Annotated in this window: 19 protein-coding genes; 12 read left to right on the forward strand and 7 right to left on the reverse strand. The window is 62.4% G+C overall.

The window, feature by feature from the left end:
• Positions 1 to 63 precede the first annotated feature (63 nt).
• Positions 64 to 1,596 (forward strand): YdgA family protein, encoded by a 1,533-nt coding sequence (locus ACJ8J5_RS11785; protein ID WP_025302700.1) that lies wholly within the window; start codon positions 64 to 66, stop codon positions 1,594 to 1,596.
• A gap of 44 nt (positions 1,597 to 1,640) precedes the next feature.
• Here the strand turns inward: ACJ8J5_RS11785 and ACJ8J5_RS11790 are convergent, their stop codons facing one another.
• Positions 1,641 to 2,804 carry a serine hydrolase domain-containing protein gene (locus tag ACJ8J5_RS11790; RefSeq protein WP_049208133.1) on the reverse strand — a complete coding sequence of 388 codons (1,164 nt, stop codon included), beginning with the start codon at positions 2,802 to 2,804 and terminating at the stop codon, positions 1,641 to 1,643.
• A 102-nt stretch (positions 2,805 to 2,906) separates the two neighbouring features.
• On the opposite strand from ACJ8J5_RS11790, the gene ACJ8J5_RS11795 reads away from it, so the two are divergent.
• A complete protein-coding gene (locus ACJ8J5_RS11795) occupies positions 2,907 to 3,815 on the forward strand; it encodes a LysR family transcriptional regulator (RefSeq protein ID WP_089180855.1) in 909 nt (302 codons plus the stop codon).
• 26 nt (positions 3,816 to 3,841) lie between these two features.
• On the opposite strand, the gene blaSRT is transcribed toward ACJ8J5_RS11795, so the two are convergent.
• Positions 3,842 to 4,978 (reverse strand): SRT/SST family class C beta-lactamase, encoded by a 1,137-nt coding sequence (blaSRT, locus tag ACJ8J5_RS11800; RefSeq protein WP_197769407.1) that lies wholly within the window; start codon positions 4,976 to 4,978, stop codon positions 3,842 to 3,844.
• 206 nt (positions 4,979 to 5,184) lie between these two features.
• Between blaSRT and ACJ8J5_RS11805 the strand changes: the two genes are divergently transcribed.
• Complete coding sequence (locus tag ACJ8J5_RS11805) at positions 5,185 to 6,066, forward strand: LysR family transcriptional regulator (RefSeq protein ID WP_043143290.1); 882 nt, start codon at positions 5,185 to 5,187, stop codon at positions 6,064 to 6,066.
• Here the strand turns inward: ACJ8J5_RS11805 and ACJ8J5_RS11810 are convergent.
• Entirely contained in the window at positions 6,063 to 7,094 is a 1,032-nt protein-coding gene (locus ACJ8J5_RS11810) for a Mal regulon transcriptional regulator MalI (RefSeq protein ID WP_147823743.1), read from the reverse strand. The two genes, ACJ8J5_RS11805 and ACJ8J5_RS11810, sit on opposite strands and share 4 nt — an antisense overlap.
• A 223-nt stretch (positions 7,095 to 7,317) precedes the next feature.
• On the opposite strand from ACJ8J5_RS11810, the gene malX reads away from it, so the two are divergent.
• Entirely contained in the window at positions 7,318 to 8,937 is a 1,620-nt protein-coding gene (gene malX / locus ACJ8J5_RS11815) for a maltose/glucose-specific PTS transporter subunit IIBC (protein WP_025302694.1), read from the forward strand.
• Complete coding sequence (locus ACJ8J5_RS11820) at positions 8,930 to 10,111, forward strand: MalY/PatB family protein (RefSeq protein ID WP_025302693.1); 1,182 nt, start codon at positions 8,930 to 8,932, stop codon at positions 10,109 to 10,111. The genes malX and ACJ8J5_RS11820 overlap by 8 nt, the downstream gene beginning before the upstream one ends.
• A 32-nt stretch (positions 10,112 to 10,143) precedes the next feature.
• Here ACJ8J5_RS11820 and ACJ8J5_RS11825 read toward each other — a convergent pair whose 3' ends face one another.
• The gene (locus tag ACJ8J5_RS11825; protein WP_049210140.1) at positions 10,144 to 10,512 is read right to left on the reverse strand and encodes a hypothetical protein; all 369 of its coding nucleotides are present in this window, start codon (positions 10,510 to 10,512) and stop codon (positions 10,144 to 10,146) included.
• Positions 10,509 to 11,105: an NUDIX domain-containing protein gene (locus ACJ8J5_RS11830; RefSeq protein ID WP_025302691.1), complete on the reverse strand. Its 597-nt coding sequence runs from the start codon at positions 11,103 to 11,105 to the stop codon at positions 10,509 to 10,511. Before ACJ8J5_RS11830 ends, ACJ8J5_RS11825 begins: the two co-directional genes overlap by 4 nt.
• A 97-nt stretch (positions 11,106 to 11,202) precedes the next feature.
• Between ACJ8J5_RS11830 and ACJ8J5_RS11835 the strand changes: the two genes are divergently transcribed.
• From ACJ8J5_RS11835 to ACJ8J5_RS11845, 3 genes are all read left to right on the forward strand, one after another.
• Positions 11,203 to 11,958 carry a DeoR/GlpR family DNA-binding transcription regulator gene (locus tag ACJ8J5_RS11835; RefSeq protein WP_025302690.1) on the forward strand — a complete coding sequence of 252 codons (756 nt, stop codon included), beginning with the start codon at positions 11,203 to 11,205 and terminating at the stop codon, positions 11,956 to 11,958.
• 135 nt (positions 11,959 to 12,093) lie between these two features.
• Positions 12,094 to 13,092 carry an adenosine deaminase gene (add, locus tag ACJ8J5_RS11840; protein ID WP_016927887.1) on the forward strand — a complete coding sequence of 333 codons (999 nt, stop codon included), beginning with the start codon at positions 12,094 to 12,096 and terminating at the stop codon, positions 13,090 to 13,092.
• Positions 13,093 to 13,209: 117 nt separating this feature from the next.
• A complete protein-coding gene (locus ACJ8J5_RS11845; RefSeq protein ID WP_046686979.1) occupies positions 13,210 to 13,755 on the forward strand; it encodes an AAA family ATPase in 546 nt (181 codons plus the stop codon).
• Positions 13,756 to 13,766: 11 nt separating this feature from the next.
• Here the strand turns inward: ACJ8J5_RS11845 and ACJ8J5_RS11850 are convergent, their stop codons facing one another.
• On the reverse strand, positions 13,767 to 14,771 hold the full coding sequence (locus ACJ8J5_RS11850; protein WP_142590431.1) for a bile acid:sodium symporter family protein: 1,005 nt from the start codon (positions 14,769 to 14,771) through the stop codon (positions 13,767 to 13,769).
• Between the two features lie 72 nt (positions 14,772 to 14,843).
• Positions 14,844 to 15,884, reverse strand: coding sequence for an oxidoreductase (locus ACJ8J5_RS11855; RefSeq protein WP_414104663.1), 1,041 nt, complete (start codon positions 15,882 to 15,884; stop codon positions 14,844 to 14,846).
• A gap of 222 nt (positions 15,885 to 16,106) precedes the next feature.
• On the opposite strand from ACJ8J5_RS11855, the gene ACJ8J5_RS11860 reads away from it, so the two are divergent.
• The 4 genes from ACJ8J5_RS11860 (at position 16,107) to rsxC (ending at position 20,237) form a co-directional block, all read left to right on the forward strand.
• On the forward strand, positions 16,107 to 16,547 hold the full coding sequence (locus tag ACJ8J5_RS11860; protein ID WP_089180846.1) for a DUF2569 domain-containing protein: 441 nt from the start codon (positions 16,107 to 16,109) through the stop codon (positions 16,545 to 16,547).
• A gap of 135 nt (positions 16,548 to 16,682) precedes the next feature.
• Positions 16,683 to 17,264, forward strand: a complete 582-nt coding sequence (rsxA, locus tag ACJ8J5_RS11865; protein ID WP_004938443.1) for an electron transport complex subunit RsxA — start codon at positions 16,683 to 16,685, stop codon at positions 17,262 to 17,264.
• Entirely contained in the window at positions 17,264 to 17,836 is a 573-nt protein-coding gene (rsxB, locus tag ACJ8J5_RS11870; RefSeq protein ID WP_004938428.1) for an electron transport complex subunit RsxB, read from the forward strand. The genes rsxA and rsxB overlap by 1 nt, the downstream gene beginning before the upstream one ends.
• Positions 17,829 to 20,237, forward strand: coding sequence for an electron transport complex subunit RsxC (gene rsxC, locus ACJ8J5_RS11875; RefSeq protein ID WP_414104664.1), 2,409 nt, complete (start codon positions 17,829 to 17,831; stop codon positions 20,235 to 20,237). The genes rsxB and rsxC overlap by 8 nt, the downstream gene beginning before the upstream one ends.
• Positions 20,238 to 20,253: the final 16 nt, after the last annotated feature.

Raw genomic sequence — 20,253 nt, forward strand, 5'->3', positions numbered from 1 at the left:
GCGGCCCCTATTTGCCCCTCCCACGCAACGGAGGGTGATAAGAAAAAAGGATGAAACAGAGCTATGAAAAAATCGTTAGTCGCTGTCAGCGTCATTGTCGTTCTTGGCGCAGCATGGACCGGGGCATCCTGGTACACCGGGAAACAGATCGAGCAGCACATGGGCGAAGTCGTCGACAACGCCAACGGCCAACTGAAAGCCTACCTGCCGAAAGCCGGCGTCAAGCTGAGCTATGAAAATTACCAGCGCGGCCTGTTCAGCAGTAAAGTGCGTTATGTGCTGCGTTCCGACGGCACGGATACCAGTGAAAACGCGGCGCTGAAAGCCGGTGAAGAAGTGGCGTTCCTGGAAACCATCGATCACGGTCCGTTCCCGTTCGCGCAGCTGAAAAAATTCAACCTGCTGCCGAGCATGGCGTCGGTGCATACCGAGCTGGAAAACACCCCGGCGGTGAAAGGCCTGTTTGAAACCACCAAAGGCAAATCGCTGTTTACCGCCGATTCGCGCATCTCGTACAGCGGCGATACCGCGTCCACCATCGACTTTATCCCACTGGACTACCAGAAGGATAAATCTTCGTTGAAATTCAGCGGCGCCACCATTGACGCCGACGTGTCCCGCGATCTGAAAAAATTCGCGCTGGACGCCAATAGCGACACTATCGTGTTCGCCAGCCCGAACGAATTCGGCCAAAACGAGCAGATCACCTTCCAGGGCTTCAACCTGAAAGGCAACAGCAACGAAAGCAAGTTCGGCGTGAAGCTCGGCGATCAGACGATGACCCTGAAACAGTTCAAACTGACGATCGACGGTAAAGACACCGTGGCGTTGGACGGTTTCAATCTGGTGAGCAAGTTCGGCGAGCAAGGCAGCAGCAACATCGGCGGCCAGATCGATTACACCATGGACGCGCTCAAGGTGCAGGGCAACGACTTCGGCGCCGGTAAACTGACGCTGAAAATCGACAACGTCGACGGCAAGGCGCTGAAAGACTTCTCCGACAGCTACAACCGCCAAACCATGGCGCTGCTGCAGCAGGGCGAGAACCTGGATCCGGACGTCTACGAACAGCAGACCTCCGAGATGCTGCAAAAGAACCTGCCGATGCTGCTGAAAGGCAACCCAAGCCTCAGCATCGCCCCGCTGAGCTGGAAAAACAGCAAGGGTGAGAGCCTCTTCACGCTGGATCTGGCGATGACCGATCCGAGCAAGGCCGCCTCCCCGGCACAGTCGCCGGATCAAGTGATCGCTCAGGCGGTCAAAAAGCTGGATCTCAGCCTGACCATTCCGGAAGCGATGGCCACCGAAGTGACCGCGAAGACCGCTCTGTTGCAGGGTTACAATGAGGAAGACGCGCAGAAACTGGCGCAGCAGCAAGTGCAGGGCCTGGCGGCCATGGGCCAGATGTTCAAGCTGACCACCCAGAAAGACGGCGTGATCGCGAGCAAGTTCCACTACGCTGACAATCAGGTTGACCTGAACGGCAACAAGATGTCGCTGCAGGAGTTCATCGGCCAGTTCGCCATGCTGGGCGCCCCGGCGGAAGACGCTGAACCGGCGCAGGAAGCGGAACCCGCTCCGGCACCGGCGCAGTAATCGCCTGAAAGCCTGACAAGGGCCCCCTGCGGGGCCCTTTTTATTTACCCCTGCAGCGCCGCATACACCGCATCGCGGATCTGCTGCGGATAGCGGCCGCACATGCCCTCAAACGCGGTGTTGGTCAGTATCACCACGCTCAGCTGCGCCTGTGGATCAAAGAACCAGCTGTGGCCATAAACGCCGCCCCAGGTCAGCGTGCCGACATGCTGCGGCGTCTGCGCCGCTTCTGCGTCCACCAGCAGCGCGCCGCCGAAACCAAATCCCCAGCCCGGCCCTTGCGTTTGCGCCTGCGCCCCCACATGCGGACTGCGCAGCAACGCCACCGTGTCCGGCTGCAAGATGCCCTGCCCGCCGCTGCGCAACGCTTCCACCAGCTGCAGCACATCGTCGGCATCGCCGACCATGCCCGCGCCGCCGGAAGGATAAGCCTCCGCGTTAAGCGCCCGCGCGGGTGAAAACAGCACCTCGCCCCCCGCCATCTCCTCCGGCAGCGCCACCCGCAGGCCTTCATGCATGCGCTGCGGCCCTTGCGGCGTGTTGTAATACGGCGTCGCCAGATTCGCGGCGTCCGTCGTATAAAACGCGGTATTGCCGAGCCCTAGCGGCCGCGCCACCCATTCGACAAACAGCTGCGGCAGCGGCATGCCCGTCACCCGCTCCAACACCGCGCCAAGCACGTCGATAGCCAGCGAATAATTGAAGCGCTCTCCCGGTTGCGACAGCAACGGTGCCTGCGCCAACAGCCGCAGGTTTTGCTCCAGCGTCAGCGTCGACAGCTCCACGCCGTCCTGGATCCCCAACTGATGGTAAACGCCTGCCGGCGGTTGGTTCAGCCGATAGTCCAGCCCGGCGGTATGACTCAGCAAATGACGGATCTTGATCGTCGGGCGCCGGCCATCCGCCAGCGCCGGGGTAAACCACGGCAGCCAGTCGCTGACCGCATCGTCCAGGCTCAGCTTGCCCCGTTCAATCAGGCGCAGCGCCGCCAGCGTGGTATAGGGTTTGGAAACCGACGACAGCCGAAACTGCGTTTCTCGCCGCATCGGCCGCCGCGCTTCGCGATCGGCATAACCGGCCGCGCCGGCGTAACAAATCTCGCCCTGCCGCGCCACCAGCACCACGCTGCCCACGATGCGCCCTTCGGCCATCGCCTGTTGATCGATCGCCGCGATCCGTTCTGTTAACGCCCGTTGTGTTGCCGACATGATTTTTATCTCGCTGAGGGAAAGTAAAACCAGTCTAAAACGTTCGTCATAAATTAAAATAAGACATAATTTAATGAATCATTAAGCACAGGTTATTAATAGATGAGTTCACTCCTGCAACTGCTGCCCTATTTCGAAGCCGTCGCACGCCTGGGCAACTTTACCCGCGCAGCCAACCAACTGGGCGTCACGCCGCCGGCGGTGTCACAAAACATTCAGGCGCTGGAGAATCAGCTGGGGGTGCGCTTATTTCACCGCACCAGCCGCTCGGTGCGCCTCAGCGACGAGGGCCGGTTGTTCTATCAGAAGGTCTCGCCGGCCATGAGCCAGATCGACGTAGCGGCAGACGACGTGCGCACCCTGGGCGCACAGCCGGCGGGCCTGCTGCGCATCACGCTGCCGCAACTGGCCGCTTCGCTGCTGGTGATGCCGCATCTGGCGGAATTTCAACGGCGCTATCCCGAAGTACAGCTTGAGCTGTTTACCGAAGACCGCTTTTCCGATCTGGTGCTGGGCAGTTTCGATGCCGGCATTCGCATGCACGCGATGCTGCAAAAGGACATGATCGCCGTGCCAATCGACAACGGCCAGCGCCGGGTGCTGGTCGCCTCGCCCGACTATCTGACGCGCTGCGGCGTACCGGCCACGCCGGACGATCTGCCAGCTCACCACTGCCTGCGCTACCGCTTTCCCGGCAGCGGAAAAATGGAGCCCTGGTATTTCAGCCTGGGCGACGATGAACGCGCGCTGGACGTCAGCGGCAGTTTGATCTTTAACGAGGATCGGTTGATCAAGGATGCGGCATTGGCGGGCCTGGGTATCGCACAGCGTTTTCAGGGCACGGTGGTGCAAGAACTGGCGCAGGGGCAACTGGTGGAAGTGCTGCCGGAGTATGCCAGCGAGGCATCGGGATTTTTCATCTACTTTCCCGCCGGCAGGCATCTGCCGCTCAAGCTGCGCGCCTTTATCGATTACATGCGCGAGCGGCGTGAACGGCAGCATCGGTGGTAGGGGCGCCTCGCCGTCGCCCCTGAGCGTCAGTGCTTCTCCAGCGCCTGGATGATGTGGTAAGCCGCCTCGACGCGATCGTCATTCGGGAACCACTTGTTGGCCAACATCACCACGGCGATATTCTTCGCCGGGATAAACACCGCGTAGGTGGAGAAACCGCCGGTAGAGCCGGTTTTGTTATACCAGCCGGCGCGCAATTCCGGCTGCGGCGGCGTGATGGCGGTGGCCGGCGTGCCGTTCATGATCATCCCGGCGTTGTTGCCTTCAACCAAACGCGACAGCTTCACCGGATACGGGTAGTTCTCCCACATCAGATCCTGCGTGAACGCACCCGCCTTGTAATAACCGACGTGCGTGGCGGCCAGCGCCTCGCGCCACGGCTGCGCCACCTTCACCTGCTGCAGGTTGGCGTCCAGATAGCGAATCAGATCGCGGGCGTTGGACTTGATGCCGTAAGACTCGGCGTCCAGCGGGCCGGGATTGACCCGCACCGGTTTATCGTCCTTGCTGTAGCCCTGCGCATAGTTGGCCATCTGCGCCGCCGGCACCTGAACGTAGGTGTGGCTCATGCCCAACGCCGGCAGCATCCCCTGTTCCATCGCCTGGATAAACGGCTGGTCGAGGCTCTTGGCGGCGATCATGCCCAGCATGCCGATGCCGAGGTTGGAATAGACGCGGTAGCTGCCCGCCGGGTGTTTCGGCTTCCAGGCCCGGTAGTACGCCATCAGTTGGGCGTTGTCGGTTACGTCGTCCGGCACGAACAGCGGCAAACCGGAGGTATGCGTCACCAGATTCAGCAGGCTGACGCCGTCGAAGGCGCTGCCGCGCAGCTCGGGCAGGTAGCGGCTGGCCGGGTCTTTAAACGACAGTTTGCCCTGCTGCTGCGCATAGACCGCCAGCGTCGCGGTGAAGGTTTTGCTCAGCGAGCCCACTTCGAACAGCGTCTGCTCGGTGATCGGTTTGCCGGTCTGCTTCGAGGCAACGCCATACGGGTAAATCTGCTGTTTGCCGTCGACCGACACGGCGATCGCCATGCCCGGCACGCCATATTTTTTCATCAGCGGCTGAATAACGGCGTCGATATCCTGCTGCTGCGCGGCGTGCGCGGTCGGCAGGATCAGTGCGGCGATCAGCGCGGCCGCCAGGCGGTTCATTTTCGTCATGATAGAAGCTCTTAGGTTGCAGGGCATCGGCCGCGGCCAAAAGTTTTTGTTGGCGTTATACACGGCGCTTTCCCTGATTGATGATGTCATTCCTTTACGGCTGCCGCGACGTTCTCAGCAGCCGCGCCAAATATCGGATTTTGCCGCCGGGTTGACAAGCGATAATAATTTCAGCCAGCATAAAGAAAAACTTATGGCTATCGACAATGCGCAATCGACTTCCCCTCAACGCCCTGCGGGCGTTCGAATCCTCCGCCCGCCACCTGAACTTCACCCGCGCCGGCCTGGAGCTGCGGGTGACCCAGGCCGCCATCAGCCAACAGGTGCGCATGCTGGAAGAACAGCTGGGCATCCAGCTGTTCCGCCGCCTGCCGCGCGGGCTCGATTTGACCGAAGAGGGTCAGGCGCTGCTGCCGGTGTTGAGCGACGCCTTCGACAGCATTGAGGCGGTGCTGCAGCAGTTCGAAGGCGGGCATTTCCACGAGGTGCTGACGGTGGCGGTGGTCGGCACCTTCGCCGTCGGCTGGCTGATGCCGAGGCTGGCGGCGTTCCGCACGGCGCACCCGTTTATCGATCTGCGGGTGCTAACCCACAACAATCTGGTCAATCTGTCGGCCGACGGTATGGATTTCGCCATCCGCTTCGGCGAAGGCCTCTGGCCCGCCACCTGCAATATTAAGCTGTTCGACGCGCCGCTGACGGTGCTCTGCCCGCCGACGGTCGCCGCGCGCCTGAGCACGCCGCAGGATCTGCAGCACGAGCAGCTGATGCGCACCTACCGCAAGGATGAATGGGAGCGCTGGTTCACGGCGGCGCAGGTGACGCCGTGGCGGATCAACGGCCCGGTGTTCGACTCGTCAAGGCTGATGGTGGAAGGCGCGATCCAGTGCGATGGCGTGGCGCTGGCGCCGGTCAGCATGTTCCGCCGCGAACTGGCCGCCGGCGCGCTGCAAAGGCCGTTTGCCACCGAGGCCGCGCTCGGCGCCTATTGGCTGACCCATTTGAAGTCGCGGGATCTGACGCCGGCGATGAAAACCTTTATCGGTTGGATCCGCCGGGAGGCGGAAGAGGAGCAGCGGCGGGACTAGGCGGAGCCGCGCCGGATCAGCGTCGGCGGCAGAATGACGTTCTGCGCCGGCAGGTCGGCGTCACCGATACGCTGCAGCAGGCGCGCAGCGGCGCTGCGCCCCACTTCCCGCGCCGAGCTGGAGACGAAGGTCAGCGGCGGTTCGGTCAGCTCGGCCTCCGGCACGTCGCCGAAACCGATCAGCGCTACCTGCCGACCGTAGTAGGCGTCGACCCCGTCCGAGCCGATGCTGCGGCCGCTGCGCGTCAGGCCAAAATAGGCGCCGAGCGCGACCGACGCCTTGTGGCAAACGATGGCGGTAATGTTCGGGTAGTGGCGCAGCAGCTGTTCCGCCGCTTCCGCCGCCTCACGCTGCCGGCAATCACACTCGACGATCCATTCGCTGCGAAACGGCAGACCGTACTGTACCAGCGTGGCGCAAAATCCGCCCAGCCGCTCGGCGCGCGTCAATGAGTCGCTCTGGCCGCCGAGGTAAGCAATTTGGCTGTGGCCGCGTTTGATCAAAAATTCGGTGGCCAGCTTGGCGGCCTGCATATTGTCCGGCCGCACCACGTCCACGCCCTCGAGACCGCTGGAGCGCGCCACGCACACCAGCGGCACGCTCTGCTCGGCCGCCTTTTCCTTCAGGCCCGCCGCCGCGCGGATGCCGCCCGCCAGCACGATGCCGTCAACGCCCTGCGCCAGCAGCGCGTCAAACGCCCGCTGCAAGCCTTGGCCATCGCGCCCGCTCTGGGTTAAAAACAGCAGCTTGTCGTGCGCCTCCAGCGCCTCGCTCAGCCCGGCGGTCATTTCGGCATAGAAGGGTTCGCAGATGTCGCGCAGAATAAGGCCAATCACTCCGGACTCCGCGCCGCGCAGCGTCGCCGCCTGGCGATTGCGCACATAACCCAGCTGCTCTATCGCCTGATTGACCTTCTCGACGGTGGTCGGCGAAATGCGCCCCTTGCCGCTCAACACCAGGGAAACCGTGGTGACCGACACGCCCGCCTGCTGCGCCACATCGGTGATGGTGATTTTTTTGATGCTCATAGTCTCTGCGAACCCGTTCCTGGGCAACCCGCGCCGTAATGATCAAGGGTATACCGAATCCGTTAGCTCAGTAAAACGTTTTACTGCCTGCCGCATTGTCGCCAAAAACCGGGCGGCAGATTTGTGATTGGCGGCGCATTTTTGCTAGGTAAAACGTTTTATCTTCTTTTTACCTAATCAGAAGTCCCCTTTTTGCTCGTCTTTTCGCCAGGAGAAGTCGGTTATGTCAGCAGCCAACAAACCCAAAATCACCCTCTGGGAGTTCTTCCAGAGCCTGGGCAAAACCTTCATGTTGCCCGTCGCCTTGCTCTCTTTCTGCGGCATCATGCTGGGGATCGGCAGCTCGCTGAGCAGCCGCGACGTGATCACCCTGATGCCGTTTATCGGCCACCCGATCTTCCAGCTGATCTTTACCTGGATGAGCAAGGTAGGCTCCTTCGCCTTCAGCTTCCTGCCGGTGATGTTCGCCATCGCCATTCCGCTGGGCATGGCGCGTGAGAACAAAGGCGTCGCCGCTTTCTCCGGCTTCGTCGGCTTCGCCGTGCTGAATCTGGGCACCAACTTCTACCTGACCGCCGCCGGCGTGCTGCCCACCAGCGATCCGCTGGTGCTGAAAGCCAACAATATCCAGAACATCCTCGGCATTCAGTCGATCGATACCGGTATCCTCGGCGCGGTGATCGTCGGCATCATCGTCTATCGCCTGCATGAACGCTTCCACACCATCCGCCTGCCGGACGCACTGGCGTTCTTCGGCGGCACGCGCTTCGTACCGATCGTCACCACCGTGGTGCTGGGCCTGTGCGGCCTGGTGATCCCGCTGATCTGGCCGTGGTTCGCCGCCGGCATCACCGGGCTGGGCTGGGTGATCAACAGCGCCGGCGCCTTTGGCCCGATGCTGTTCGGCACCGGCGAACGCTTGCTGCTGCCGTTCGGCCTGCAGCACATTCTGGTGGCGCTAATCCGCTTTACCGAGGCGGGCGGTACCATGGAGGTGTGCGGCCACAGCGTCAGCGGTGCCCTGACCATCTTCCAGGCGCAGCTCTCCTGCCCAACCACCACCGGCTTCGCCGAGAGCGCCACCCGCTTCCTGTCGCAGGGTAAAATGCCGGCGTTTCTCGGCGGCCTGCCGGGCGCGGCGCTGGCGATGTACCACTGCGCCAAGCCGGAGAACCGTCATAAAATCAAAGGGCTGTTGATTTCCGGCGTGGTGGCCTGCGTGGTTGGTGGCACCACCGAGCCGATCGAGTTCCTGTTCCTGTTCGTCGCGCCGTTCCTGTATCTGATCCACGCGCTGCTCACCGGGTTGGGCTTTACCGTGATGGCGCTGCTGGGCGTGACCATCGGCAACACCGACGGCAACATCATCGACTTCGTGGTGTTCGGCATTTTGCACGGCACCGCCACCAAGTGGTATCTGGTGCCGGTGGTGGCCGCCGTCTGGTTCGTCGGCTATTACGCCATTTTCCGCTTCGCCATCCAGCGTTTTAACATCAAAACGCCGGGCCGTGAGAGCGACAGCGCCGTCAGCCAAAGCGCGCCGAGCGGCGCGGTGGGCAAATCCGGCTACAACGTGCCGGCGATTCTGGCGGCGCTCGGCGGCCCGGGCAACATTATCACGCTGGACAACTGCATCACCCGCCTGCGCCTGTCGGTCAACGACATGAGTCAGGTGGACGACGCGGCGCTGAAGGCCCACCGCGCTATCGGCGTGGTGCATCTCAACGACCATAATCTGCAGGTGGTGATCGGTCCGCAGGTGCAATCGGTGAAGGATGAATTAGACTCACTGATAGCCACGGCGCAACCTGCCGCGGCGCTGCAGGGAGCCACCCATGTTTGATTTCTCCACCCCGATCGACCGCCACGGCACCTGGTGCACCCAGTGGGACTATATCGCCGATCGTTTCGGCAGCGACGACCTGCTGCCGTTCACCATCTCCGATATGGATTTCGCCACCGCGCCGTGCATTCTCGAGGCGTTGCAGCAACGCCTGCAGCACGGCGTGCTGGGCTACAGCCGCTGGCAGCATGAGGATTTTCTCGGCGCGCTGCGCCACTGGTATCAGCAACGCTTCAACACCGCTATCGACACCGCAACGGCGGTGTACGGCCCTTCCGTTATCTACATGGCGGCGCAGCTGATCCGCCAATGGTCCATACCGGGCGACTATGTGGTGACCCATACCCCGGCCTATGACGCCTTCTACAAGGTGATCCTCGCCAACCAGCGCCAGCTGCTGGCCTGCCCGCTGCACAAGGCCGGCGACGACTGGCGCTGCGACATGGCGCATCTCGAAGCGTTGCTGGCGCGGCCGCAAACCAAGATCCTGCTGCTGTGCAGCCCGCATAACCCCACCGGCAAAGTGTGGCGCCGCGACGAGCTGCAGCAGATGGCCGAACTGTGCGAGCGCCATGACGTGCGCGTGATCAGCGATGAAATCCACATGGACATGGTCTGGGGTGAACACCGCCATACGCCGTGGAGCCAGGTGGCGAGCGGCGCCTGGGCCTTGCTGACCTCCGGCTCCAAGAGTTTCAACATTCCGGCACTGACCGGCGCCTACGGCTTTATCAGTGACGACGCCAGCCGCGAAGCCTATTTCCAGCAGCTCAAAGCCCGCGATGGCCTCTCCTCGCCGGCGGTGCTGGCGGTGGCGGCGCACGTGGCCGCCTACCGCCACGGCGAACCCTGGCTGGACGCCCTGCGCGACTACCTGCAGGATAATCTGACCTACGTCGCCGAGCGGCTGGAGCAGGCGTTTCCCGCGCTGGGCTGGCGCCCGCCGCAGGCCACCTACCTGGCCTGGATCGATCTGCGGCCGCTGGCCGTGGACGATCGGGCGCTGCAGCAGGTGCTGATCGAGCGTGAAAAGGTGGCGATCATGCCGGGCTTTACCTACGGCGAGGAAGGCCGCGGGTTCCTGCGTCTCAACGTCGGCTGCCCGCGCAGCAAGCTGGAGGCCGGCATGGACAAGCTGATCGCCGGATTGAGGTTGGTGCTGGACGAGCAATAACGCGAGGGGGCGAGCCTCTGCCCGCCCCGGCGTTACGACTGAACAGACGGGATCTCCTCCAGATGATGATAAACCGTCAATCCCCACTCGTTGGCCAGCCGCACGTCGTTATCGGCCCCCGCAGACGCCCCTTCGATGCGATACACCGCCTGACACTGTGCAATCAGCCGATGCGCCACCGGGTAAAGAAACGCCTCGCTCACCGCATCGCCAACCTGAGTGGAACCTGCCGCCGCCGCCAAAGGCAGCGCCAGCCACTCGCCGATCACCGGCACGTGCCCCCGCTGGTAAACCGCCAGCGCGGCCTGTTCCAGGCGCGCCAGATTGGCGGCGATACGCTGCGGATCGCCATCGGTGCCGCTGCGATAAGGGCCGGCAATCAAGATTTGTTGTGCTTTCATCGTTCTTCCTCCAACGTCCGGTTCAAGGCGACAAACTGCAGCAGCATGATGGTCTTGGCGTCAACGATCGTGCCCTGGCGAATCGCCTGCAGGGCTTGCGCCAGCGGCAGCTCGAGCACCTCCAGATCTTCCCCCTCCGCCGCCAACCCGCCGCCCTCGTTGATGCGGTCGCCCGCCTGATATTCGCCGACGAAAAAGTGCAGCTTCTCGGTGACCGAGCCTGGGCTCATATAGGCTTCGAATACTTTCTCCACGCTCTGCACGAAATAGCCGGTTTCCTCTTCCGCTTCGGCGCGGATGCGTGCCTCCGGCGACGCGTTGTCCAGCAACCCGGCGGCAGCCTCAATCAACATGCCGTCATGGCCGTTGACGAAGGCCGGAAAGCGGAACTGGCGCGTCAGGATCACCGTTTGCGCCTGCCGGTTGAACAGCAAAATGACCGCGCCATCACCGCGATCGTAGGTCTCGCGACTTTGCCGCTGCCAGACGCCGTCGCGCCGCAGAAAATCAAAGGTGGTTTTTTTCAGCAGGTACCAGTCATCGGACAACACCCGGGTTTCGACAATGCGAACCCTGTCTTTAGTGGCTATCATCGGTTTACTCCGCCAGAGGAAGGAAATTGATACTATCGTGCGGTTTCGTGTATGATCAAGATATTTCGTGCAAACCAAATTTGAGAGGAACATGGCCATGTTGACCAGCCAACGCAAGAAAATCATCCTGGAAAAACTGGCTCAGGACGGCCAGGTGTTAGCCAAGCAGCTCAGCGAAATGTTCGGGCTGTCGGAAGATACGGTCCGGCGCGATCTGCGCGAATTGGACGCCGAAGGGTTGCTACAGCGGGTGCATGGCGGCGCCCTGCCGGTTTCTTCCGCCATTGCCAGCTTTGCCGAACGCAATCAGTTGGAATCCGGCGCCAAACGCGCGATCGCCAAAGCGGCAGCGGCGCTGATCGCCCCCGGCCAGGTAGTGATTATCGACGGAGGCACCACCTCTGCAGAGCTGGTCAGGCAACTGCCGGCCAACCTCAACGCCACCATCGTCACCCACAGCCCCAGCGTCGCCGTGGGCCTGGTCGATCACCCCACGGTCGAGGTGATTCTGATCGGTGGCCGGCTGTACAAGCATTCGATCGTCAGCGTCGGCGCCGCCGCGGTGGAAGCAATGTCGCATATTCGCGCCGATCTCTATTTTATGGGCGTGACCGGCGTACACCCCACTGCGGGGCTGAGCACCGGCGATCTGGAGGAGGCTTACATCAAACGCGCGCTGGCGGCCCGCGCGGCGGAAACCGTGGTGCTGGCTTCCGCCGCCAAGCTTAACGCCGCCTCGCAGTATGCGATCGGCGATATTACGCTGGCGCACACCATCATCGTTGAGCGGGCTACCGATGACGCGCTGATCGCGCCGTTGCAGCAGGCGGGCGTCAGCGTGTTGAAAGCCTGATTCACGACGATAATGCGATATATCTCGCATTATTTGTGATTCACGTCACTTTTTTATGCAACGCGATGGCAAGTTTCATCCATTTGTTTTTATACTGTTCTGCACTTTACCTACGATAATTAGCGAGTGCCCAGCATGATCGATCCCCGCCTACCGCTTACCGATATTCACCGCCATCTCGACGGCAACATCCGCGCGCAGACCATTCTCGACCTCGGCCGCCAGTTCAATCTCGCCCTGCCGGCCAACGATTTGGAGAGCCTGCGCCCGCACGTGCAGATCACCCATGCCGAACCGGATCTGGTCAGCTTCCTGCAGAAACTGGACTGGGGCGTGGCGGTGCTGGGCGATCTGGACGCCTGCCGCCGGGTGGCATACGAAAACGTCGAGGACGCCGCCAACGCCGGCCTGCACTATGCCGAGCTGCGTTTCTCCCCTTACTACATGGCGATGAAGCATCAACTGCCGGTCGCCGGCGTGGTGGAAGCGGTGATCGACGGGATCCGCTCGGGCTGCCGCGATCGTGACATCGACATTCGCCTGATCGGCATCATGAGCCGCACCTTCGGCGAGGCCGCCTGTCTGCAGGAACTGGAAGGATTACTGGCGCACCGCGACGGCATTACCGCGCTGGATTTGGCGGGCGATGAGCTGGGCTTCCCCGGCAGCCTGTTCCTCAGCCACTTCAACCGCGCCCGCGACGCCGGCCTGCGCATCACCGTGCACGCGGGCGAAGCCGCCGGCCCGGAAAGCATCTGGCAGGCGATCCGCGAGCTGGGCGCCGAACGTATCGGCCACGGGGTGAAAGCGGTCGAAGACCCGGCGCTGATGGACTTCCTGGCGGAACACGGCATCGGTATCGAATCCTGCCTGACCTCCAACATCCAGACCAGCACCGTGCCGTCGCTGGCGCAGCATCCGCTGGCCACCTTCCTGCGCCACGGCGTGCTGGCGTCGATCAACACCGACGATCCGGCGGTTCAGGGCATCGAGATCGAGCATGAATACCGCGTCGCCGCGCCGCAGGCCGGGCTAACGCCGGAAGAAATCCGCACCGCGCAGGAAAATGGCCTGAAGCTGGCCTTCCTCAGCGAGCAGGAAAAACAGGCGCTGCGCGCCAAAGTTCAGGGCTAAATCCCCCCAGGCGCCAAACGGCGCCTTCTTCTCATCCCTCTCCCCGCCGTCTTCTTCCGACTGCTCGTCTTTATCGCTGTGTTACCCCATGACTCTGCCGCAAGAGAGGAATTTCGCATGTCTGACAAAACACGCCGCATCGTGCTGACCGGCGGCCCGGGTTCGGGTAAAAGCACGCTCATCGACGTTCTTCATCGCCGCGGCTTTCCGCACTCGCAGGAAGCCGGCCGGGCGATTATTCAGGATCAGGTGAGTATCGGCGGCCATGCGCTGCCGTGGGGCGATCGCCAGGCCTTCGCCGAGCGGATGCTCGATTGGGAACTGCGCTCATGGCGCGAAGCAACGGGGGAAACATGCTGGTTCTTCGATCGCGGGCTGCCGGATATCGCCGGGTATCTCACGCTGTGCGGGCTGCCGATCCCCGCGCATTTGACGGCGGCGATCGGCACCTTCCGCTATGCCGAAAGGGTGTTCATCGCCCCGCCGTGGCAAGCGATCTATGCGCAGGACAGCGAAAGAAAGCAATCTTTCGCCGAAGCCGAGCTGACCTACCGGGCGATGGTGGCCGTCTATCGCCGCTATGGCTATCAGCTGCAAGAACTGCCGCGCGCCTCACCGGACGAGCGCGCCGACTTTCTGCTCGACGCGCTGGGCCGCCGTTAGCGGTCTGCGGCCTATTTGGCCGCCAGCGCCTCCGCCTCGGCCCGCTGTTTGGCGGTTTTACGCGCATAGCGCTGCGCCAGCACCGCGCACACCATCAGTTGCACCTGGTGGAAAATCATCAGCGGCAGCACCATCGCGCCCACCGCCGCGGCCGGGAACAGCACGTTGGCCATCGGGATGCCGTTCGCCAGGCTCTTTTTCGAGCCGCAGAAGACGATGGTGATTTCATCGGCGGTGTTGAAGCCCAGCCAGCGCGCCGCATAGGTGTTGATCACCAGCACCACCGTCAGCAGCACCAGCGACATCACCAGGATGGTCAGCAGCGACCAACCGTCGATACGGTGCCAAATCCCTTCCACCACCGCCGCGCTGAATGCGGTATACACCACCAGCAGGATCGATGAACGGTCGGTCAGGTTGATCAACTTGCGATGGCGATCGACCCACTTGCCGATCAATGGCCGCGCCAGGTGACCGACCACAAATGGCACCATCAATTGCAGAATGATCGAACCGATGGCGTGCAATACGTCGGTATTGCCGCCCTGGGTATGCATCAACGCCCCCACCAGCAGCGGCGACAGGAACACGCCGAGAATGCTCGATGCCGAGGCGCTGCAGATCGCCGCCGCCACGTTGCCGCCCGCCGCCGACGTAAAGGCGATGGCCGATTGCACCGTGGCCGGCAGCGCGCACAGGTAGAGGAAGCCGAGATAGACCGTCGGCGTCATGATGCCCGGCACCAGCAAGTTCATCGCCAGCCCGAGCAGCGGGAACAGCGCAAAGGTGCTGAGGAACACCAGCAGATGCAGCTTCCAGTGACTCATGCCGGCGATGATCGCCTCACGCGACAGCTTGGCGCCGTGCATAAAGAACAGCAGCGCGATGGCGGCGGTAGTCAGGTGTTCAAAGAAGGTTTTCCAGATGCCTTCGCAGGGGAACAGCGAGGCGACGATCACCACAAAAATCAGAACCAGCAAAAATTTATCAATGCGCAAACGCTGCAACCAGGACATGAAACGGATTTCCTTGCACGTAAAGTCGTAAAAAGGCCCGACGTTGCGCCGGGCACAGAGGAATGAACGGGATCAGACCACCGGCAGCGCCTGCTGCAGCCGGGCCGATTCCAACCCCAGTTCGATCAATGCCATTACCGCGATGGCGTCGGCGGCCGGCACCGGATTTTCGCCTATGCCGGCAATCGCGTCGCGCACCGCCGCGTAATAAGCCGGGTAATTGCCGGGAATATTGAGCAGCGGTTTCTCAGCCAGCAGATCGTCACGTGACAGCGTCACTACACCATCGCGCATGTCATAGCCCCAATCGGCCTGTGGCAGGCGCTCACCGGCCTTCAGTCGGTCTTCCTGCGGATCCAGGCCATATTTGACATAGCTGCCACGGGTGCCGTGCACCACGTAGCGCGGGCTCTCTGCCGCAGCCAGCATGCTGGCGTGCAGCACCACACGGCGATCGCCATAGCTCAGCAGCGCGTGGAAATAGTCCACCGCCTGCGCCCCCGGCCGCAGCTCACCCAGATCGACAAACAGCCGTTCGGGTTTGCCGAAGAGTTGCAGCGCCTGATCGAGCAGATGCGGCCCCAAATCGAACCAGATGCCGCTGCCGACGCCGCCCTGTTCGCGCCAACGCTGGCGCACCTGCGGCCGGTAGCGATCGAAATGCGACTCGAAATAGACCACCTCGCCCAGCGAACCGTCGTTCAGCAATGCTTTAAGGGTGAGGAAATCACTGTCCCAGCGGCGATTGTGGAACACCGACAGCAGTAAACCACTCTGCTGCGCCTGCTGTTGCAGCGCCTGTGCTTGTGACAATGTCACGGTAAACGGTTTATCCACCACCACGTGCTTGCCGGCGGCCAACGCCTGCTGCGCCAGCGGGAAATGGGTATCGTTGGGGGTAGGAATGACGATCAGATCGAGGGCCGGATCGGCGAACAGCGCCTGCGCATCACCCACCACCGTCATCGACGGCCAATCGGCGTGCACTTTGCCGGCATCGCTGCTGGAGACGGCGGCCAGCTCCAGCCCCGGCGTACCGGCGATCAGCGGCGCATGAAAGGTTTTGCCGGCGTAGCCGTAACCGACCAGCCCGACACGAATTTTCTCAGCCATGGGATTTCCTCTTGCTGGCTCACGACAGACCCTTTCGATTTGACACCATGCGGCCGGATGGAACAAGAAGTAAATAAGATGTTAATTCGACGCAGGGCCGGCGTAGCCAAACGTGCGGCCCAGCGTCGCGATGCCGAGCTATCCGCTTGATAGGGATGACGAAGCCTATATTACCCGCTAAGCTATGCCGCCTGTGATCCCCGTTTCAATCAGGAAGCCTTTATGTCTCAAGCTGAATACACTCGTATCGGCGGTTGGTTGCTGGCCCCGTTGGCCTATCTGATCGTCACCCTGCTCAGCGCCAGCCTGATGCTGCTCCTGTACGCCATGGCGATCTTCATGCCCGAGTCGCGCGACTATCTGTTGACCAACGCCCAGGCATTTACCCTGCAGTGGTACTTTTCGGTGCTGACCACGCTCTTGATGTGGTGCTTCACCCTGTGGCTGGTGTTTTTGTTTTGCCAGCGTTCGCAGCGCTTCCCCAAGCTGTTCTTGTTATGGCTGCTGATCACGGTAATTCTGGCGGTGAAAGCCTTCGCCTTCGCGCCGGTGCCGGATGAAGTGGCGGTGCGCAGCCTCGGCTGGCCGCTGCTGATGGCGGCGCTGCTGGTGCCTTACATCAAGCGTTCGCAGCGGGTCAAAGGGACCTTTACCGAACGTTAAAGGGAGTTGCAGCACGTTTTATTGGGTGATTTGTGTAAATTTTCACCAAAAAAGGCAATACCCCTGCGATTCATATGTTGTCGTCCGGCCGCCGATTCCCGATAATAGGCGGCTTTTATTTTTTTAGGCATCGCAATGACCGAATACCTGCTCCTGTTTGTCGGCACCGTACTGGTGAACAACTTCGTTCTGGTGAAGTTTCTTGGCCTGTGCCCGTTCCTCGGCGTTTCCAAGAAGCTGGAAAGCGCCATCGGCATGGGAATGGCCACCACCTTCGTTATGACGCTGGCCTCCGTCAGCGCCTGGGTGATCAACACCTTTATTCTGGTTCCGCTGGATCTGGTGTATCTACGCACGCTCTCCTTCATTCTGGTGATCGCCGTCGTCGTTCAGTTCACCGAGATGGTGGTGCGCAAGACCAGCCCGGCACTCTACCGCCTGCTGGGCATCTTCCTGCCGCTGATCACCACCAACTGTGCGGTGCTGGGCGTAGCGTTGCTTAACGTCAACCTCGGCTATAACTTCCTGCAGTCCGCCGTTTACGGCTTCAGCGCCGCCGCCGGTTTCTCGCTGGTTATGGTGCTGTTCGCCGCCATTCGCGAACGTCTGGCGGTCGCCGACGTCCCAGCGCCGTTCCGCGGCTCCTCGATCGCGCTGATCACCGCCGGGCTGATGTCGCTGGCCTTTATGGGCTTTACCGGGCTGGTGAAATTCTAATGACTGCGTTGTGGATAGCTATCGCGGCTTTAAGCGCGCTCGGGCTGCTGTTCGGACTGGTGCTGGGTTACGCCGCGCGCCGTTTTGAGGTGGAAGAGGATCCGGTCGCCGAGCAGGTCGACGCAATCCTGCCGCAGAGCCAGTGCGGCCAGTGCGGCTACCCCGGCTGTCGCCCCTATGCCGAGGCAGTGGCCAACGGCGAGATGATCAACAAATGCGCGCCAGGCGGCGAACAGGTGATGCTGAAACTGGCGGAGCTGCTCAACGTCGAGCCACAGCCGCTGGGTAGCGAAGCCGCCGCCGAGCCGGAGCGTAAGGTGGCCTATATCGACGAGGCCAACTGCATCGGTTGCACCAAGTGCATTCAGGCCTGCCCGGTGGACGCCATCGTCGGCGCCACCCGCGCCATGCATACCGTCATTACCGACCTCTGTACCGGCTGCGATCTGTGCGTCGCCCCTTGCCCTACCGACTGTATTGAAATGAGACCGGTCGCTACCACCACCGCCAACTGGAAGTGGGACATGAAGACGATCCCGGTGCAAGTGATCCACGTGGAGCAACATGCTTAATCTGTTCGCCGCCTTTAAAAAAGACCGGATCTGGGATTTCGACGGCGGGATCCATCCACCGGAAATGAAGACTCAGTCCAGCGGTGCGCCGCTGCGTATCGCTCCCCTGCCCAAGACCTTTATCATTCCGCTGCAGCAGCATCTGGGGCCGGAAGGCGAGCTGTGCGTCAACGCCGGCGATCGGGTGTTGAAAGGCCAACCGCTGACCGTCGGCCGCGGCCGCACCGTGCCGGTGCATGCCCCGACCTCGGGCACCGTCAGCGCCATTACGCCGCACATCACCGCTCACCCGTCCGGGCTGACGGAGCTGTGCGTGATTATCGAGGCAGACGGGGAAGACCGCTGGTGCGAGCGCGATCCGGTGGCGGACTACCGTCAATCCCCCGTCGCGGAACTGATTCAACGTATTCATCAGGCCGGCATCGCCGGTCTGGGCGGCGCTGGCTTCCCGACCGCCAGCAAACTGCAAGGCGGCATGAGCGGCGTGGAAACGCTGATCCTCAACGCCGCCGAGTGTGAGCCTTACATCACCGCTGACGACCGCCTGATGCAGGAACATGCCGATCAGATCATTGAAGGCACGCAGATCCTGCAACACATTCTGCAACCCAAGCTCACGCTGATCGGCATCGAAGACAACAAACCGGAGGCGATCGCGGCGCTGAAACAGGCGCTGCGCGGCCAAACCGGCATTGCGCTGCGCGTCATCCCGACCAAATACCCGTCCGGCGGCGCCAAGCAGCTGACCAAAATTTTGACCGGCAAGGAAGTGCCGCACGGCAAGCACTCCTCAGCTATTGGCGTATTGATGCAAAACGTCGGCACTGCCTTCGCCATCAAGCGAGCGATCGTCGACGGCGAACCGCTGATTGAGCGCGTAGTAACCCTGACCGGCGACGCTATCGAGCGCCCCGGCAACCTGTGGGCGCGCATCGGCACGCCGGTGCAGCACCTGCTTGACTTCGCCGGTTTCCGCCCGCAGGCGCAGCAGATGGTGGTCATGGGCGGCCCGCTGATGGGCTTCACCCTGCCCGCGCTGAACGTGCCAATCGTCAAGATCAGCAACTGCATTCTGGCGCCGACGGTCGATGAAATGACGCCGCAGGAACCCGAGCAATCCTGCATCCGCTGCGGCCTGTGCGTGGACGCTTGCCCCGCCGGGCTGCTGCCGCAACAGCTGTACTGGTTCAGCCGCGGGCAGGAGCACGACAAGGCACGTAACCACAACCTGTTCGATTGCATCGAATGCGGCGCCTGCGCGTTCGTCTGCCCCAGCAACATTCCGCTGGTGCAGTACTACCGTCAGGAAAAGGCCGAAATCAAGGCTATCGATCTGGAGGCGGCGCGCACCGCCGAGGCCAAGGCCCGTTTCGAAGCCAAGCAGGCCCGTCTGGAGCGCGAGAAACTGGCGCGCGAAGAGCGACATAAAAAGGCCGCCGTGAAACTGACCGACGACGATCAGGGCGCGGTGCAGGCCGCGCTGGCGCGCGTACGCAGCAAGAATGCCGAAGCGGCGGTTACGCCGGTCGACGGCCAGCAGCCGGACAACAGCGAGATGATCGCTGCCCGCGAAGCACGTAAAGCGCAGGCGCGCGAACGACGTGCCCAGCTGGCTGCCGAGGTGGAAACGAAAGCACCGCCGGCGGCCACCGGCGACGACGCGCGTAAAGCCGCCGTGGCCGCGGCGCTGGCCCGCGTGAAAGCGCGTAAAGAAGCGCCGGCCGCAACAGAGGACGATCCGCGGAAAGCGGCCGTTGCTGCCGCCTTGGCGCGCGTGAAGGCCAAAAAAGCGGAGCAACAATCTGACGCCCCTGCAGCGGCGGAACCGGCTCCGGCAACCGCCGAGGAAGATCCGCGCAAGGCCGCGGTGGCAGCGGCTATCGCCCGCGCCAAAGCCAAAAAAGCCGCGCAGCAGGCCGATGCCCCTGCAGCGGCGGAACCGGCTCCGGCTGCCGCCGAGGAAGACCCGCGCAAAGCCGCGGTTGCCGCGGCACTGGCACGTCTAAAAGCCAAGAAAGCCGCGCAACACGCGGATGCTCCTGCAGCGGCGGAACCGGCTCCGGCTGCCGTCGAGGAAGACCCGCGCAAGGCCGCGGTTGCCGCGGCACTGGCACGTGTAAAAGCCAAGAAAGCCGCGCAACAGGCGGATGCTCCTGCAGCGGCGGAACCGGCTCCGGCTGCCGTCGAGGAAGACCCGCGCAAAGCCGCGGTTGCCGCGGCACTGGCACGTGTAAAAGCCAAGAAAGCCGCGCAGCAGGCGGATGCTCCTGCAGCGGCGGAACCGGCTCCGGCTGCCGCCGAGGAAGACCCGCGCAAGGCGGCGGTGGCAGCGGCTATCGCCCGCGCCAAAGCCAAAAAAGCCGCCAGGGAATCGCTGACGGCGGAAACGGAAGACAAATGATGACAGCGGCGCCTGG

The organism is Serratia sp. CY43202, assembly GCF_052168755.1.
Classification (GTDB): Bacteria; Pseudomonadota; Gammaproteobacteria; order Enterobacterales; family Enterobacteriaceae; genus Serratia; species Serratia bockelmannii.

Bases quoted from the DNA above. Each gene is read 5' to 3' on its own strand.
- ACJ8J5_RS11845 (WP_046686979.1), top strand. From the start codon at position 13,210: ATGTCTGACAAAACACGCCGCATCGTGCTGACCGGCGGCCCGGGTTCG.
- ACJ8J5_RS11850 (WP_142590431.1), bottom strand. From the start codon at position 14,771: ATGTCCTGGTTGCAGCGTTTGCGCATTGATAAATTTTTGCTGGTTCTG.
- blaSRT (WP_197769407.1), bottom strand. From the start codon at position 4,978: ATGACGAAAATGAACCGCCTGGCGGCCGCGCTGATCGCCGCACTGATC.
- ACJ8J5_RS11785 (WP_025302700.1), top strand. From the start codon at position 64: ATGAAAAAATCGTTAGTCGCTGTCAGCGTCATTGTCGTTCTTGGCGCA.
- ACJ8J5_RS11820 (WP_025302693.1), top strand. From the start codon at position 8,930: ATGTTTGATTTCTCCACCCCGATCGACCGCCACGGCACCTGGTGCACC.
- rsxB (WP_004938428.1), top strand. From the start codon at position 17,264: ATGACTGCGTTGTGGATAGCTATCGCGGCTTTAAGCGCGCTCGGGCTG.
- ACJ8J5_RS11795 (WP_089180855.1), top strand. From the start codon at position 2,907: ATGAGTTCACTCCTGCAACTGCTGCCCTATTTCGAAGCCGTCGCACGC.
- ACJ8J5_RS11805 (WP_043143290.1), top strand. From the start codon at position 5,185: ATGCGCAATCGACTTCCCCTCAACGCCCTGCGGGCGTTCGAATCCTCC.
- ACJ8J5_RS11810 (WP_147823743.1), bottom strand. From the start codon at position 7,094: ATGAGCATCAAAAAAATCACCATCACCGATGTGGCGCAGCAGGCGGGC.
- add (WP_016927887.1), top strand. From the start codon at position 12,094: ATGATCGATCCCCGCCTACCGCTTACCGATATTCACCGCCATCTCGAC.
- ACJ8J5_RS11860 (WP_089180846.1), top strand. From the start codon at position 16,107: ATGTCTCAAGCTGAATACACTCGTATCGGCGGTTGGTTGCTGGCCCCG.
- ACJ8J5_RS11790 (WP_049208133.1), bottom strand. From the start codon at position 2,804: ATGTCGGCAACACAACGGGCGTTAACAGAACGGATCGCGGCGATCGAT.
- ACJ8J5_RS11835 (WP_025302690.1), top strand. From the start codon at position 11,203: ATGTTGACCAGCCAACGCAAGAAAATCATCCTGGAAAAACTGGCTCAG.
- rsxA (WP_004938443.1), top strand. From the start codon at position 16,683: ATGACCGAATACCTGCTCCTGTTTGTCGGCACCGTACTGGTGAACAAC.
- ACJ8J5_RS11855 (WP_414104663.1), bottom strand. From the start codon at position 15,884: ATGGCTGAGAAAATTCGTGTCGGGCTGGTCGGTTACGGCTACGCCGGC.
- ACJ8J5_RS11825 (WP_049210140.1), bottom strand. From the start codon at position 10,512: ATGAAAGCACAACAAATCTTGATTGCCGGCCCTTATCGCAGCGGCACC.
- malX (WP_025302694.1), top strand. From the start codon at position 7,318: ATGTCAGCAGCCAACAAACCCAAAATCACCCTCTGGGAGTTCTTCCAG.
- ACJ8J5_RS11830 (WP_025302691.1), bottom strand. From the start codon at position 11,105: ATGATAGCCACTAAAGACAGGGTTCGCATTGTCGAAACCCGGGTGTTG.
- rsxC (WP_414104664.1), top strand. From the start codon at position 17,829: ATGCTTAATCTGTTCGCCGCCTTTAAAAAAGACCGGATCTGGGATTTC.